The 14,465-nt window shown below is 60.2% G+C and carries 10 protein-coding genes and 1 tRNA gene; 8 read left to right on the top strand and 3 right to left on the bottom strand.

Annotated elements, in window-relative coordinates; genetic code table 11:
* Nucleotides 1–194 precede the first annotated feature (194 nt).
* Together Q0J85_RS09100 and Q0J85_RS09095 are read left to right on the top strand one after the other, a co-directional pair.
* A complete protein-coding gene (locus tag Q0J85_RS09100; RefSeq protein WP_294480610.1) occupies nucleotides 195–1,028 on the top strand; it encodes a glycosyltransferase family 2 protein in 834 nt (277 codons plus the stop codon).
* Nucleotides 1,022–2,260, top strand: a complete 1,239-nt coding sequence (locus Q0J85_RS09095; RefSeq protein WP_294480606.1) for a glycosyltransferase family 4 protein — start codon at nucleotides 1,022–1,024, stop codon at nucleotides 2,258–2,260. The genes Q0J85_RS09100 and Q0J85_RS09095 overlap by 7 nt, the downstream gene beginning before the upstream one ends.
* 127 nt (nucleotides 2,261–2,387) lie before the next feature.
* Here Q0J85_RS09095 and Q0J85_RS09090 read toward each other — a convergent pair whose 3' ends face one another.
* Both Q0J85_RS09090 and gnd read right to left on the bottom strand, forming a co-directional pair.
* On the bottom strand, nucleotides 2,388–3,170 hold the full coding sequence (locus Q0J85_RS09090; protein ID WP_294480604.1) for a hypothetical protein: 783 nt from the start codon (nucleotides 3,168–3,170) through the stop codon (nucleotides 2,388–2,390).
* Between the two features lie 24 nt (nucleotides 3,171–3,194).
* The gene (gnd, locus tag Q0J85_RS09085) at nucleotides 3,195–4,613 is read right to left on the bottom strand and encodes a decarboxylating NADP(+)-dependent phosphogluconate dehydrogenase (RefSeq protein ID WP_294480602.1); all 1,419 of its coding nucleotides are present in this window, start codon (nucleotides 4,611–4,613) and stop codon (nucleotides 3,195–3,197) included.
* Between the two features lie 200 nt (nucleotides 4,614–4,813).
* Between gnd and topA the strand changes: the two genes are divergently transcribed.
* On the top strand, nucleotides 4,814–7,372 hold the full coding sequence (gene topA / locus Q0J85_RS09080) for a type I DNA topoisomerase (protein ID WP_294480600.1): 2,559 nt from the start codon (nucleotides 4,814–4,816) through the stop codon (nucleotides 7,370–7,372).
* The gene (locus tag Q0J85_RS09075) at nucleotides 7,369–8,301 is read left to right on the top strand and encodes an AsmA family protein (RefSeq protein ID WP_294480598.1); all 933 of its coding nucleotides are present in this window, start codon (nucleotides 7,369–7,371) and stop codon (nucleotides 8,299–8,301) included. The genes topA and Q0J85_RS09075 overlap by 4 nt, the downstream gene beginning before the upstream one ends.
* A gap of 69 nt (nucleotides 8,302–8,370) precedes the next feature.
* Here the strand turns inward: Q0J85_RS09075 and Q0J85_RS09070 are convergent, their stop codons facing one another.
* Nucleotides 8,371–10,551: a DNA polymerase domain-containing protein gene (locus tag Q0J85_RS09070; RefSeq protein WP_294480596.1), complete on the bottom strand. Its 2,181-nt coding sequence runs from the start codon at nucleotides 10,549–10,551 to the stop codon at nucleotides 8,371–8,373.
* 449 nt (nucleotides 10,552–11,000) lie between these two features.
* On the opposite strand from Q0J85_RS09070, the gene Q0J85_RS09065 reads away from it, so the two are divergent.
* The 4 genes from Q0J85_RS09065 to Q0J85_RS09050 all read left to right on the top strand — a co-directional run bounded on the left by Q0J85_RS09065 (nucleotide 11,001) and on the right by Q0J85_RS09050 (nucleotide 14,465).
* The gene (locus Q0J85_RS09065) at nucleotides 11,001–11,951 is read left to right on the top strand and encodes a magnesium transporter CorA family protein (protein WP_294480592.1); all 951 of its coding nucleotides are present in this window, start codon (nucleotides 11,001–11,003) and stop codon (nucleotides 11,949–11,951) included.
* A 1-nt stretch (nucleotide 11,952) separates the two neighbouring features.
* Nucleotides 11,953–12,564 carry a hypothetical protein gene (locus Q0J85_RS09060; RefSeq protein WP_294480589.1) on the top strand — a complete coding sequence of 204 codons (612 nt, stop codon included), beginning with the start codon at nucleotides 11,953–11,955 and terminating at the stop codon, nucleotides 12,562–12,564.
* Nucleotides 12,565–12,650: 86 nt separating this feature from the next.
* Nucleotides 12,651–14,297, top strand: coding sequence for a DUF4091 domain-containing protein (locus tag Q0J85_RS09055; protein WP_294480586.1), 1,647 nt, complete (start codon nucleotides 12,651–12,653; stop codon nucleotides 14,295–14,297).
* Nucleotides 14,298–14,389: 92 nt separating this feature from the next.
* A tRNA-Lys gene (locus Q0J85_RS09050) sits at nucleotides 14,390–14,465 on the top strand.

Here is a 14,465-nt window from a genome sequence, read left to right as displayed (position 1 = left end):
TAGCGCACGGTCCGGCGATTATCAACCCTGCGGAAAGAGCTTTTCCGCTTTTTTCAGAAAAAAACCGCCCATCGCTCCCCTCTCCGGCCGAAAACCCGCAAGTTCCATCGGATTCCGCCGGAAGAACAGATTGAAAAAACACCGGTTTCGTGGTATATTGAGTCGGATTACTGAAGTTCCGGAAAAGTTTGCACATGGTCAGCATCGTTATTCCCTCGCGAAACAACGAAGAGCGGATCGGCCGAACACTGGCTGCGTTCTTCGCGCAGAACCGGCATGACATCGAAGTCGTCTCCTGTGACGACAATTCGACCGACCGGACCCGGGCCATTCTCGATTACTATCCGGAAGTGAAACAGCTCCGGATGCCGCCGGGACGGCATTTCCCCGGGGAACTCCTGAATCATGCGATTCCGGAATGCCGGGGGGAAATCATCGTCATCAACCATGCCGACGCCTGTCCGCTCGACGCGGAGTATCTGGGCAATCTCATAAGACCGCTCGAGGAAAACCCCGGAATTGCGGCCTCGTTCGCCCGACAGGAGGCGCGCAGCGATGCTCCGTTCGCCCTCAGGAGCAGCATTGCCCGGAAATTCGCCGCGGAAACTCCACCCTTTTCTCTGGCCGGAGCGGCGATCCGTCGCAACTGGGCGGAGCAGCAACCGTTCAGCACGAACCTGCCGCTGGCATTTTCGCTCGAATGGGAAAAACGACTGCGCGCCGCCGGCGGCAGGATCGTCCCGGTTCCGGATGCCCGGCTCGAATACTCTCCTCCGGTCGACTGGTCCAACCTCCGGGAATACAGTCGACTGCTCGGAGCATCCCGGGCCCGGGCCGTGGGGGAGAGCTTCAGCGGGCGCACGTTTCTGCACCGGTGTCTCGCGGAAACCCGCGCGGATCTGCGCCTGGCCGGAGCCTGGCACAATCTCGGAGCCCTGCCGGAAATCCTCCTGTGGCGGCTGATCGAATATTACGCATATTTTCGCGGCAACCGTGCCGCTCAAGCAAAAGGAAACATCACATGCTGAAAACCGCTCAGATCATCCGACGGTTCTCTTTTGAAGAGTGGGGAGGAACCGAAAACACCATCTGGAACAGCGTGCTCGGAATGCGCAGGCACAATGTGGAGTCGGAAATTCTCAGCACGACGGCGCTCGCCCCGACCGAATTCGAGGAACGCAACGGCGTGACGATCCGCCGTTTCCCCTATTTCTACCCCTACTGGCCGCTGAACAGAGAAGAGCATCTTCAGCTCGACCACCGGCTCGGCAACCCGGTCAGTCTGCAACTTTACAGCTACCTCAAATCAGCGGATTACGAGCTGCTGCATGTCCACAGCACCGGACGCATCGCCGGGCTCGTTCGCGCCGCGGCACGAAAACGGAACATTCCCTACATCGTGAGTTTCCATCGCGGCTACCTGCAGATGCCGAAACAGGAGCGCGCCGAAATGGAACGGCCGCTGCGTCATACGTTCTCCTACGGGAAGTTCATTGAACTGGCTTTCGGCTGGCGCCGGCACGTCATCTCCGACGCCTCCGGCATCGTCTGCGTCGGTGAAAAAGAGGCGGATTTCCTGCGGGAACGGTGGCCGAACAAACGGATTCTGCGCCTGGCCGACGGCGTTGATTTTGAGCGATTTTCCACTCCCGTCAAGACCGACGCGCGCAAGGCGTTCAACATTCCGCCCTACCGGACGCTGCTGCTGTGCGTTTCGCGCATCGACGAGCAGAAGAATCAAAAACTGCTCGTGCGCTTCATCTCGACTCTCACGGAAGAGGGCGAGAACGTACATGCGCTCATCATCGGTCCGCCAAGCACCCGATACTATCTGCGCGAACTCACGGAACTGGCGCAGGAGCTGCAGGTTGCCGACCGGGTCACGATCGTTCCCGGACTCGGGGCGGATGACGAACGGCTGGTTGCCGCCTATCAGGATGCGGATCTCTTCATCATGCCGTCGAAAGACGAGACATTCGGCATCGTCGTGCTCGAAGCGTGGAGCGCGGGTCTGCCGGTGCTGGCCTCCGCCGTCGGCGGACTCAGGCAGCTCGTCCGGGACGGCGAAAACGGCCTGCTCTTCGAGCCGGACAACCTCAGCAGTCTGCTGAACGCCTACCGGACGCTTTCCCGTTACGGCCTGCGCGACAAACTCACAACCAACGCCCGACGCGAAGCCTCAACCCGGTACAGCTACGACGCCATCAGCGGCCGCCTCGCGGAATTCTACCGCGAGAGCATCGAAGAACAGAACAACTGAAAAAGAAAACCACCGGCTCTGCCGGTGGTGCGCGCCACGCCGGGAGATCAGTTAAAAAAAACCAGAGACCCGGAAGCGGGGGGAATCCCTCTTCCGGGTCAGCGTTTTATCTCACAACCGGCCGTCTTCAGCGGTAGATGTACGGCGGTTTGAATTCCGATTCCGAAATCGGCACATCGAGCTGGTAGTCGACGACATGGACGCGTGTCGTGTCGCCCCCCTTCACCGTCTGGATCTCCACGGGAATCCGCACGCCTTCATGCATGCCGTAGCGGACGATCTTCGACATGGAGTCCCCGATCCGGTAAACCTTGATGAGAAAGTCATCCTTGTCGATGTAGATGTTCAGCGCAGGAGCACTCTCGTCGGCATCGTTCACGCGGCAGCTGAGCCGGTAGTAGTCCTCCTCCTCCATGACGCATCCGGAAATCGAAATATGATCGAACACCTTCGAAAGACTGCTGCCGGGATTTGCAATGAGAATCAGAGTCTTGACCAGCTTCATCCGCTCTTCGCTGAGTTCACTTTCCCGCTCATCCACATAGTTGTACAGCCATCCCCGTTCTCCGTCGATGAAAACGCCGCTCTGCGGGCGGTTGTCAACCCGGGTCACCATCTTGAGCTTGTCGGGCGCGAGGAACCAGACATCCGTGATACTCTCTCCGACATTCTCCTCAAGCCAGTTCTCCGTCACCGAGGTCTGGCGCTGAAAATAACTCTTCGCCTTCGCGTACCGCCCGTCCGGATCAAGGGCTTTCTGCATATTCGTCTCAATGGTCTCAAGCGAAATATCGACCGGATAAAGCTCTTCATCCGGCAGCGAACTGCACCCGACCAATCCCGCGGCAAACACCACCGCGAACAGCGCCATCCCGAAGCGCGCCAACCAGAATGAACTGTCTCTCCTCATAAAACCCCCATATATTCGCTGTTGTCACATCCAATCCGCATGGAACGTCTCCCCGCGCGGGCGGTCCACCCGCTCAAACCGGTGCGCCCCGAAAAAGTCCCGCTGCGCCTGAATCAGATTGCCCGCCGACCGCCGCGCCCGGCAGCTGTCGAAATACGCGAGCGCTCCGGCAATCGCCGGCATCGCCACCCCTGCGAGCGCTCCCGCCGCCGTACACCGCCGGAATCCCGGCAGATTCGCGGCAAGTTCCCCACGGAAAAACTCGTCGAAAAGCAGATTCTCCAGCTCCGGATCGCGCTGATAAGCCGCGTTGATGTCGTTCAGAAAACGAGCCCGGATGATGCACCCGCCACGCCACAGCAGCGCGATCGACCCGTAATTCAGCGGCCAGCGGAACTCTCTCTCCGCCGCTTTCAGAAGCGCGAATCCCTGCGCATAGGCACAGATCTTCGCCGCGTAGAGCGCACTTTCCAGATCCGCGACGGCCGCCGCCGATTCCTCTTTCCGCGGCAGGGCGACCCCCTCCCCGGGCAGCAGATCAACGCCGCGCCGCCTGAGCTCCACATCGGCGTTCAGAAACCGTTGAAACACCGCATCGGCGATCGTCGGAGCCGGGGTGGCGGTTTCGAGCGCCGCCACTCCGGTCCAGCGGCCGGTGCCTTTCTGGCCGGGCGCGTCGAGAATCCGGTCCAGCAGCAGCCCCTCCCCCTCCGGATCGGCTTTCCGGAAAATTTTCGCAGTGATCTCCATCAAATATCCGGCGAGAACGCCTCCGTTCCACCGCTCGAAGATGCTGCCGATCTCACGGTTGTCGAGCTTCAGGCCGTCACGCAGAAACGCATAGGCCTCCGCGATGAGCTCCATATCGGCATATTCGATGCCGTTGTGAACCATTTTCACGTAATGCCCGGCCCCCTCCGGCCCGATCCAGTCGCAGCACGGGACTCCGTCGACCTGTGCGGCGATGGTCTGAAGATACGGGGCGACTTCCGGCCAGGCGCTCTCATCTCCGCCGGGCATGATCGAGGGACCGTTCAACGCCCCCTCCTCCCCGCCGGAGATGCCGACGCCGAGGAACCGGATCCCCCGCTCGGAAAGCTCACGGCAGCGCCGGACCGTATCCGGGTAATGGCTGTTGCCGCCATCCATGATGATGTCGCCCGGTTCGAGATACGGCAGAAATCCGGCGATGCACGCGTCGACCGCCGCCCCGGCCTGCACCATCAGAATGATCTTGCGCGGCCGCGCAAGCGCGCCGACAAACTCCTGCGGCGTCCGGAAAGCGCCGAAACCTGCTTCCGGGGCGCGTGCAAGCAGCGCTTCGGTTTTCTCCCATCCACGGTTCCAGACCGCGACACGGAATCCGTGATTCGCCAGATTTCGCGCGAGGTTGCCGCCCATGACGGCCAACCCGGCGACTCCGAATTCGTAAAGATCGTTCATTGCGCCTCCTCTTCCTGATGAGTTGTTGTAATATGCACCATACCGCCTGAAATTTCCAACTCGATTCCGGTTTCCCCGTCATTTTTTTCCCGGAAAACTTGACAAGCGCCCCATCCCGGGAATATTGTACTATATACATGTGCGCATGTGCGCATGAGGAATTCACGGAATACGGACGTTTTCAGGAGATCACCGATATCATGTCAAAACTGTTGATCGTCGAGTCGCCGACCAAGGCGCGCACCATCGGCAAGATGCTCGGCAAAGATTACACCATCATCGCCTCGATGGGGCACATCCGCGATTTGCCCGAACGCGAACTCGGCGTGGACATCGCACACAACTTCGCCCCGCAGTATGTCGATACGGCCCGGAGCAAATCCGTGGTCAAGGAGTTGCGCGCCGCGGCCAGAAAGGCCGACGAAATCTATCTCGCACCCGACCCCGACCGCGAGGGAGAGGCGATCGCCTGGCATCTGGCCGAGGTGCTCGAGAAAAGCACGAAGAGCCCGTTCTATCGCGTCTCATTCCATGAGATCACCCGCAGCGCCATCGAAAAAGCGCTCAGTGAAAAGGGAAAGATCAATTTGAATCTCGTCGACGCGCAGCAGGCGCGCCGCGTACTCGACCGCATCGTCGGATACCAGGTCAGCCCGCTGCTCTGGTCGCGCATTGAAAAGGGATCGAGCGCGGGGCGGGTACAGTCGGTCGCGCTGCGGCTCGTGGTCGAACGCGAACGCGCGATCAAAGCATTCCAGCCCGAGGAGTACTGGATCTTTTCTCTCGTATTCCGGACGGAGGACGGGCGCGAATTCACAGCACGGCTCTTCAAGATCGACGGGAAAGATTTCCGGGTCGCGACAGGACCCGAGGCCGAGGCGCTGATTGCCGCAGTGAAAGGCGGAGCCGCCCCCGCCGTCGGGCAGCTCACCACGGCCGAGCGCAAACGCAACGCCCCGCCGCCGTTCACAACCAGCACGCTGCAGCAGACGGCGAACACCGTGCTCCACTACAGTGCGACCAACACCATGCGTTATGCGCAGCAGCTCTATGAGGGCATCGACATCGGAGAGGGAGGCTCCGTCGGTCTGATCACCTACATGCGTACCGACTCGGTCACGATCGCCCGCGAGGCGCAGGAGGCGGCCCGGAACTTCATCCGCGAGAGTTACGGGGAGAAATATCTGCCGGAAAAACCGAACTTCTTCCGCAACAAGAGTTCCGCGCAGGAGGCGCACGAAGCGATCCGGCCGACCGACGTGCGCCGCACACCGGAGGCGATGGCTCCGTTCCTCGATCCGCAGCAGCTGAAGCTCTACACGCTGATCTGGCGGCGGTTCGTCGCGAGCCAGATGGCGCCCGCGCTGCAGAATCTGACCACGGTCGACGTCGAAATCAGCGGAAAGGATTCGCACAACTACCTCTTCCGCGCGACAGCGACCGTTCCGGTGTTCGCGGGATTCGGCAAGGTCTACGAGGAGTCGAAGAAGAGCCGGGATGAGAGCCGCGAAGCGGAGGTGCTCGGCAGCCTCAAAATCGGCGATCCGCTCTCGATCCGCGATCTCGACACCGAGCAGAAGTTCACCGAGCCGCCGCCGCGCTACAGCGAAGCCGCGCTCATCAAGGAACTCGAGGAGAACGGCATCGGCCGCCCCTCGACTTACGCGACGATTCTGCGGACGATTCAGGACCGCGCCTACGTGACGCGCGAACAGGGCAAGCTCGTGCCGACTCAGCTTGGGTTCAACGTGAACGACTTCCTCGTCGAACGGCTGCCAGAACTCTTCGACGTCGGGTTCACCGCGAAGATGGAGCAGGAACTCGACGAGATCGAAGAGGGAAAAGTCCGCTGGACCGATATGATGACCGAATTCTACGCGAAGTTCGCTCCGTGGCTCGAGGAGGCGAAACACAGCGACGCGCCCCCCGCAGAAGAGGTCGGCGCACTGCTGAAGCTCTTTGACGGAGTCGAATTCGATGCGCCGGAGAAAGTCGGACGCCGCACCTACGACGACGGCAAATTCTTCCGTTCGCTGCGTGAGCAGTTTGAAAAAGACGGAAAAATCACGGCAAAACAGTTTCAGGCGCTGCTTTCGCTCGCGGCGAAATACCGCGCCCGGATCGGCGACAAGGCTGCACTTCTGCCGGAACAGCTCCAGTCCGCACTCAATGCCGCGGCCGCGGAGCATGCCGAACGCGAGGAGAAGCGCGGGCAGTCGCAGGCCGCAGCCGCGGCGATCGATTATGCGGGACTCTTCGCGGCGTTCGATCAGGTGACGTTTGAACCGCCGACGAAAAAGGGACGGTTCACCTACGACGACAAGAAGTTCCTGCTCTCGCTGAAGCGCCAGGCTCTCGACGGCAAGGCGCTTTCGGAGAAACAGAATGCCGCGCTGCGCCGCATGGCGGCGAAATACCGCGGCCAGCTCGTAAACCCCGAACTGGTCGATTCGATTCTCGGCACGAGCGCCCTGGCGGCGCCGGAGGGGAGCGCGGGAGGGGCGGAAACCGGAACGGCACCCGCCGCCGCGCCCGCCGAACAGGATCCGCGGGTCGCGCCGCTGCTTGAACAGCTCTCGCATGTGACGCAATGGGCCGAACCGGTCAAGCGCGGCCGGTTCACTTACGATGACAGGGAGTTCTACGAATCGATCGCCAAACAGGCCGCCTCCGGTCGGATTCTGAGCGCCCGGCAGGTGGCGGCCCTCGTGAAAATGGCTGCAAAATACGAAACCAAACAGGAGGAAACCGGAAAATGAGTGACGACAAATCCCAGGATGTGAAAGCTCCCGAAACACCGGACAAACCGGCGGGAAACGCGCCCGCCGCGTCTCCTGCCCCGGCGAAGAAAAAACGGCGCTGGATGCGGATTCTCGGCTGGGTGGCGGTCGTGATCGTCGTGCTGCTCGTCGCCGCAATCATCGCGCGCGACGCGATCATCAAGGCGGCGGTCGTGAATATCGGTTCGGCCGTGACCGGAACCAAAGTGGAAATGGATTCGTTCTCAAGTTCATTCGGTGGAACGGTGGAACTCTCCGGCTTCCGGGTTGCGAATCCGGAGGGATATCAACAACCTTACGCGTTTCAGGTCGGACGGGTCCGGGTTGCAGTCGACGTCGGTTCACTTTTTTCGGACAAGATCGAAGTGAAAGAGGTCCTGATCGAAGGGACACGGGCCAACTACGAGCTGAAACTGGACGGCAGCAGCAATCTGACCGACATTCAGAAAAACATCGAAGCTTTCTCCGGCACGGGAGAGGGTTCCGAAGCCGAGCCCGGGGAGCCGGAAGCCACCCCGGAGGAAACACCGGAAGAGTCTGAAGCCGCGAAGAAGAAAGTCGTCATCCGTCTTGTGCGGATCGAGGGAACGGAACTCTCGGTCTCTTCAAAACTCCTGAACACGGACGTACCGCTGCCGGTTCCGCCGATCACGCTGGAGGATCTCGGAGACGGCAAGACTTTCGGCGAGACGCTCAACGAGTTTACGGCCAAAGTGCTCATGTCCCTCTCGACCGCGCTCTCCGAGTCGGGAATCCAGGGCGTCGGCGACGCCCTCAAGGATGCGGGGAAAAACCTCAGCGAAACCCTCAAAGGAAGCGGCGACTCCCTCAAAGAGGCCGGCAACTCCCTCAAGGAAGCCGGAAAGAACCTCGAAAAGGGATTGCGCGGACTCTTCAGCAAGGAGTGAGATCATACACGCTTCCCCAAAAACGCCGCCGGGGCATTCGTCCGGCGGCGTTTTTTTTCAGCCGTTTCGTCAGATGCCGAGCGGACTCTTCTGCGAGGGGAGAAACTCCCGGAAGTTCGCGTAGAGTTCGTCGAGCTTATTCAGGTAGTATGCGACATTTTCGTCGCGCGCGTCGGCGGGGGCTTCGGAGAGCAGCTTCGCATTGTCGACCACGGAAACTTTCTTCTTCTCCCCGGTCAGATAATAGGTCACCTGATCCCCGGCGCGGTAATCGCGTCCGGAACGGATCGCAAGTTCATAAGCGGCGCTGCGGCGGCCGGTTCCGGCGGCGAGTTTGCGTTTGTAGGTATCGAGAGAGTCGTTCAGATTCTCACTCTTGGCGAGATCGGCGAGCGGCAGTTCGCGCCGCTCGATCCGGCCGCGCATCTCTTCGTACATCGCCGGAACCGCCGCGAACTCCCGCTTCAGAAGCAGCTCGACCAGCTGCGAAATGAACCGACGCTGGAACGGCTCAAGTCCGCGCGACTTCAGAGCCGCCCCCGTGATGCTCACCACTCCGTCGCGCCCGAGCAGCGCGTAATTCTTGCTCTTGTAGGAGAACATCGCCGCGTAAGTCGCATCGAGCTCGACCTCGATTCCGGGCGGCAGCGCGGACTGAATCCGCTTCTGAAACGCGGTCTGCTCCTCCACTCCCGGCGGCGGCTGGAAGTAGATGCCGTCGGTATCCATCTCGATCACGTTCGCGCCCGCGCCGGTCAGGAAGTCGAGCATCATCGTCAGGATCTCGCGGCCGCGCGCCGTGACCCGCTCGGCGAGATCGAAGTCATTGAAACTCCCCTGCGAAAACCCGAGATAACCGTAAAAGGAGTTGATGAGGATCTTGAACGTCCCCTGCAGCGCCTGAAGCTCATTGCGTTCGGCCGGGTCGGTTGCCGCGCGCATCGCGTCTTTCGCCTCGAGTCGGAAACTCCGCAGCGCGCCGAGCAGCCGCGGAAACACCCGCAGCACATCGCGCGACGGCGCCCACTCCGAGGCGAGCAGAATCGACGGATACAGCGACCGCACGTCGCAGTGCCAGACATTCTCGAAGATGCCGCACTCGTCCGCCCGGGTCAGCGCGCCGGCGAACCGGCGCGGCTGTTCCGGCAGCGGAAACGAGTGATTCGCTTTCAGATACTCCGAGATGAACAGCGCGTCGAGACTTGTTCCGCTGCCGCGCACGATCACGTCCTGATACTTCATCGGCAGGATCGACGCCTGATAGAAGTAACTCGGGCTCAGCAGCGCCGCGAGACTCCGCGTCTCGCGCACGTCGTCGAGCGCATATGCGAGCAGCCGCTCCCGGTCGCGCACCCACGCTTCAGAGATCTCCGCGCCGTCGACGTAGGTACGGTCGGGAGAGGCGAAGTTGAAATGTTTCGCGAGATATTTCAAATTGTACGATTCGAGATTCCGGTTCGAGACGTCATACATCATCGCCAGATGCAGCGTATCGACCACATGCCGCCCGAAAACATCGTAACGGGTGTAATTGACGATCCGCTCCGCAACAGTGAAGCGGCTTGAACGCGACTTCAGAAGAGCCCCGCCGCGCCCGAGCGCGAGTTTGACCTTGTGCCGTTTCGCCCGGGCCTCGAGATACGGCAGATCGAAGCGGCAGATATTGTGCCCCTCGATCACGTCGGGATCACGCTCCGCGACGGTGCGGACAAAAGCCTCGAGGAGCTCCTTTTCGTTCATTTTCTCCTGGGAGAGCACGAGCTCCCAGCCGGTCGAGTCGCTCATGGAAATGATCACGATCTCGTCGGCCTCACGCTCCGGATTCGGGAAGTCGAACCCCGGCGTCGTACGCACTTCAAAGTCGAACTGAAGCCGCCGCAGCTCCCGGAACTCCATCCCGGCGAAGAGCCTCGTCTCCTGCTGCTGCAGAATCTGCTGCGGCAGGTCGCGGAACGTGTAATAAGCGCCTCCCCGCTTCTTCAGATGCTTGAGCGCAAGTTCATACTCCTTGAGCGTCGGAAACTTCGCGAGAAAGCGATAGGTCATCTCCCCCGCGAGCGGAGTGACCGCGGCGACTCCGGAGAAATCTTCGAGCTGCTCCGGCGCGGAGAGCAGCACCATCGGCGTAAACGGGATCTCCTCCTCGCGGAAGCCCGCTCCGTCATGATAAAAAAACACCGCCCCGTCCCCGCGCGGTTCAACCGCAACGACTCCGGAACGCCGGGAATTCACGAGTTTTTCCAGCAGCATAGCGCCTCCTCCTGCATTGTCTCTGCGGAATGTAACACCTCGGACACCGGATTGCAACCCGCAAAGCGGCAAAATCCGGAATCGGAACCGGCTTTTTTCCGGAATCCGTCGCGACACGGTTGACAAAATACCGTTTCAGCGGTATATTTCATCAACGGTTATGCGGGGCGGCCCGTCGGTCGGGTGCGTCTCTCCACACAACAGCAGTCAGGATTATGAAAGAGAAACGGAAAAAGAGCAAGATCAGCGAGGATCCCGGACCCCGATGGCGTGAGGCCGTGCCGGGCGCTCTTCTTTCCGGATTTCCCGGCTGATCTTTCCGGAACGCCCAGCCCCCCTTTCCCGGGAGTGTGTGCGCGGCTTCACGCCTGTCGACGGTTCGACGGATACCGGCGCCGGATGTTCACTCCGGCAGTGTCGAAACCCTTTAAAAACAGGATGGATTTGCCATGTTCAGATGCTATGATCTGGTCGACGGCCGCGTGCAGAGCTGCCCGGAGGGACAGCTTGGAATCATTCAGGTGTACAGCGCCCCGACCGAGGAGGAGAAGCGCTATCTCGTCGACCAGTGCGGAATCGACGAACACACGCTGCTCTCGGCCCTCGACGAGGACGAGATCTCGCGTGTCGAATACGAACACAATCACATCGCGGTCATTCTGAAGCGGCCGCGCAACTTTCAGGTGGACCGGACGATGGCGTTCAAGGTGTCGTCGATCGGCGCGTTCCTTTTCAAAGACCGCATTATCGTGCTGCAGGCCGAACCGATGCCGCTCTTCGAGCACGGTCGGATGCCGCTGCGCGGAAACACGATTCAGGGGGTGCTGCTGCGGCTGCTGCACCACTCGACCCACCACTTTCTGCAGCATCTGCGGATCATCCGCAACATCTCGGACGAGATCGAGAACAAGATCGAATTCGCCGTCACGAACAAGTCGCTCGTGAACATGTTCTCGCTGCTCAAAAGTCTGACCTACTATGAGAGCGCCACAAGCGCGAACCAGCTGCTGCTGATCAAACTGCGCAACGACGCGAACAAGATCGGATTCAATGAGGAGGAGCTCGACTTCCTCGACGACATCACCGTCGAAAACAAGCAGTGCGACAATCTCGCCGGAATCTATGCGGGCATTCTGACCGGCATGTCCGATGCGCGCGTATCGGTTGTGAGCAACAATCTCGCCGGAATCATGAAGTATCTGGCGATCATCAACATCGTGTTCATGCCGCTCACGGTCATCACCGGCCTCGGCGGCATGTCGGAGTTCACAATGATGACCGAAGGGATCTGGTGGCCGCACGCATACAGCGCACTCGTGCTGGTGATGGTCATCATCGGGTACGTCACCTATCTTCTGGTCAAACAGATCGGCATGCGCGACAACGGCAGGAGGCGGTAACATGAGCTCGAATCTCAAGAAAACCCGTTACCGTGAATCCGTCTCCCGCCGCGGCCGCGAACGACTTCGGAAAGCGAATCTCCGTTTTGATCTCTGCGCGGCGGCGCTTGCGCTGCTGATTCTGATCGCGATGGCGATCTGTTTCCGGCAGGAGTATGAACTCGGCTCGAATCAACCGTCGGGATTTGCGATGTGGTTTCTGCTGTTTCTGGCCTATCTGCCGCTGGAGCTGGTCGGACTGGTGAGCTGGCTGTTCCACGCGCAGGATTCGTCACTCATGCAGTTTCTCGTCTATCACAATCCGCCGCTGGGGCTCGGAATCTTCGATCTCGGACTGCTCGCGGTGGTCTGGGCGGTGATCCGTTTCTACTGCAGCCGGCGTTACGGAGCGAACTGGATGAGAACCGCGGCCACATTTCTGACCATTCTTGTCGTCTGGGGAGCGTTTCAGCTCGGATGCGTCGCGGCCGTGCTGATCTGGCGCGGCGGCGGATTTTCGCCGCTGCACCGCCACCTGCAGCGCGAAGCGGAACCGGAAAAGGTCATTGTCGTCGAACGGGAAGCGGTTTCCGCCGCGGAGCGGACTCCGGAACCGGTACAAAAAAATCCATAGAGATTCCCGGATTTTCCATTGCGAAAGCGCATTCCGGGGCTATATTGATTGAAAACAGCAACACAGCAGCATGTGGGGGATGCGCAATGCAGATCAGGATCATCAGTCCGCTGGAAAAAATTTTCGACGACGTCGCCGAGCTCCAGGCTCCGGCATTCAAATCCACAGCAGTCGCCCGGGGGGAGATCTGCTCCTTTCAAATCGCGGTGAAAGAGGACGGCGATGAGCGCGGCTACATCCGGGTGGTCTGCGAGAGCGCTCTGAACGTCCGGATCCGCACGGTCGATTCGGTACCGGTTCATCTGGCGGCGGACACTCCTGACGACGATTATCTGCGCACGACTCCGGGACTTTATCCGGATCTGCTCAGTGATCTGGAGGATTGTGATACGTTCCGCATTCTGACACATCAGCGGCGCATGCTCTGGGTGACGATCCCGGTTCCGGAGGAGTGCCGCCCGGGGCGTTATGCGGTGCGCTTCCGATTTTCGCGCATGGTCGAGGAGGAGTGGACGCCGTGCGCAGAAGCGGAATTTGAAGTTGAAGTTACGCCGTTCTCACTGCCGGAACAGGAGCTCATCCGGTACGAGTGGTTTCATGCCGACGCGCTCTGCTCCTGCTACCGGGTCGCAGCCTGGAGCGAAGAGCACTGGGAGATCGTCGAGCGATTCGCCTGCAATGCGGTGCGGCACGGCATCAATGCGCTGTACACGCCGCTCTGGACGCCGCCGCTCGATACGGAGGTGAACGGCGAACGGCCGACCTGCCAGCTTCTCGACATCGCTTATGACCCGGCGACGCGGAGTTACCGGTTCGACTTCGGCAAGCTCGAGCGTTTTCTCGACATGGGGCTGCGTCTCGGCTTCAAAAAGTTCGGCATGAGCCACCTCTTCACACAGTGGGGAGCGAAATTCACGCCGAAAATCATCTGCACGCTGCCGGACGGGAGGGAAGAGAAACGGTTCGGCTGGCATGTGGCGGCCGATGACCCCTCCTATGCGGAATTTCTGCGGGCGCTGCTGCCGAAACTCATCGCGTTTTTCCGGAAAAAGGGGATTGCGGAAAGATGTTTCTTCTCGATCTCGGACGAACCCTGCGAGGAACAGAAAGAGAGTTATTCCCGCGCGGTGAATCTGGCGCGTCCGCTGCTGGAGGGGATTCCGACCGTCGAGGCGCTGTCGCGCATTGAATTTTACGAAGCGGGGCTCGTGCAGCATCCGGTGCCGAGCTGCAATATCCTCGAATCGTTCCAGGGCAGAGTGAAAGATTTGTGGACCTATTACTGCTGCGGTCAACAGCAGCAGACGCCGAACCGTTTCATGGCGATGCCGTCGGCGAGAGTCCGGGTCATGGGTATGCTTGCCTATGTGTATGATCTGGCGGGATTCCTGCAGTGGGGATTCAACTTCTACTATGCGCAGTATTCGCGGAAACCGATCGACCCGTTCGCCTGCACCGATGCGGGCGGAGCGTTTCCGGCGGGAGACTCTTTTCTGGTCTATCCGGGATCGAACGGCGAACCGCTCGACTCGATCCGCCACGAAGTGTTCCGCGACGGGCTGCAGGATCTGCGGGCGCTGAAACTGCTCGAACGGAAGATCGGGCGCGAAGCGGTGCTCGCGTTTCTGAAACAGGGACGGACGGAGCGTTTCACCATGACGGATTATCCGCGTGATCCGGAGTATCTGCTCGAGTTGCGTCCGCGTATCTACGCGGAACTGGCGAAAGCGTGAACAATTCACCGCACCAGGAGAGAGAAAAAAGCTTTTTTTTCATTTTCGCACTTGAAAAAAGCAGGATCGCGAAGCATATTATATGATGTGATGCGCTCATAGCTCAGTTGGTAGAGCAAGTGACTCTTAATCACTGGGTCCTGGGTTCGAGTCCCCGTGAGCGCACCA

It is taken from the genome of uncultured Victivallis sp. (assembly GCA_944389935.1).
Classification (GTDB): Bacteria; Verrucomicrobiota; Lentisphaeria; order Victivallales; family Victivallaceae; genus Victivallis.
Note: the sequence above shows the minus strand (reverse complement) of the source record. Positions and strands in the feature narration are given on the sequence as shown.

What these genes read in the sequence shown, in the direction of transcription:
- Q0J85_RS09060 (WP_294480589.1), top strand. Translation starts at nt 11,953, where the DNA reads ATGAGCTCGAATCTCAAGAAAACCCGTTACCGTGAATCCGTCTCCCGC.
- gnd (WP_294480602.1), bottom strand. Translation starts at nt 4,613, where the DNA reads ATGAACGATCTTTACGAATTCGGAGTCGCCGGGTTGGCCGTCATGGGC.
- Q0J85_RS09100 (WP_294480610.1), top strand. Translation starts at nt 195, where the DNA reads ATGGTCAGCATCGTTATTCCCTCGCGAAACAACGAAGAGCGGATCGGC.
- Q0J85_RS09055 (WP_294480586.1), top strand. Translation starts at nt 12,651, where the DNA reads ATGCAGATCAGGATCATCAGTCCGCTGGAAAAAATTTTCGACGACGTC.
- Q0J85_RS09075 (WP_294480598.1), top strand. Translation starts at nt 7,369, where the DNA reads ATGAGTGACGACAAATCCCAGGATGTGAAAGCTCCCGAAACACCGGAC.
- Q0J85_RS09065 (WP_294480592.1), top strand. Translation starts at nt 11,001, where the DNA reads ATGTTCAGATGCTATGATCTGGTCGACGGCCGCGTGCAGAGCTGCCCG.
- Q0J85_RS09070 (WP_294480596.1), bottom strand. Translation starts at nt 10,551, where the DNA reads ATGCTGCTGGAAAAACTCGTGAATTCCCGGCGTTCCGGAGTCGTTGCG.
- topA (WP_294480600.1), top strand. Translation starts at nt 4,814, where the DNA reads ATGTCAAAACTGTTGATCGTCGAGTCGCCGACCAAGGCGCGCACCATC.
- Q0J85_RS09095 (WP_294480606.1), top strand. Translation starts at nt 1,022, where the DNA reads ATGCTGAAAACCGCTCAGATCATCCGACGGTTCTCTTTTGAAGAGTGG.
- Q0J85_RS09090 (WP_294480604.1), bottom strand. Translation starts at nt 3,170, where the DNA reads ATGAGGAGAGACAGTTCATTCTGGTTGGCGCGCTTCGGGATGGCGCTG.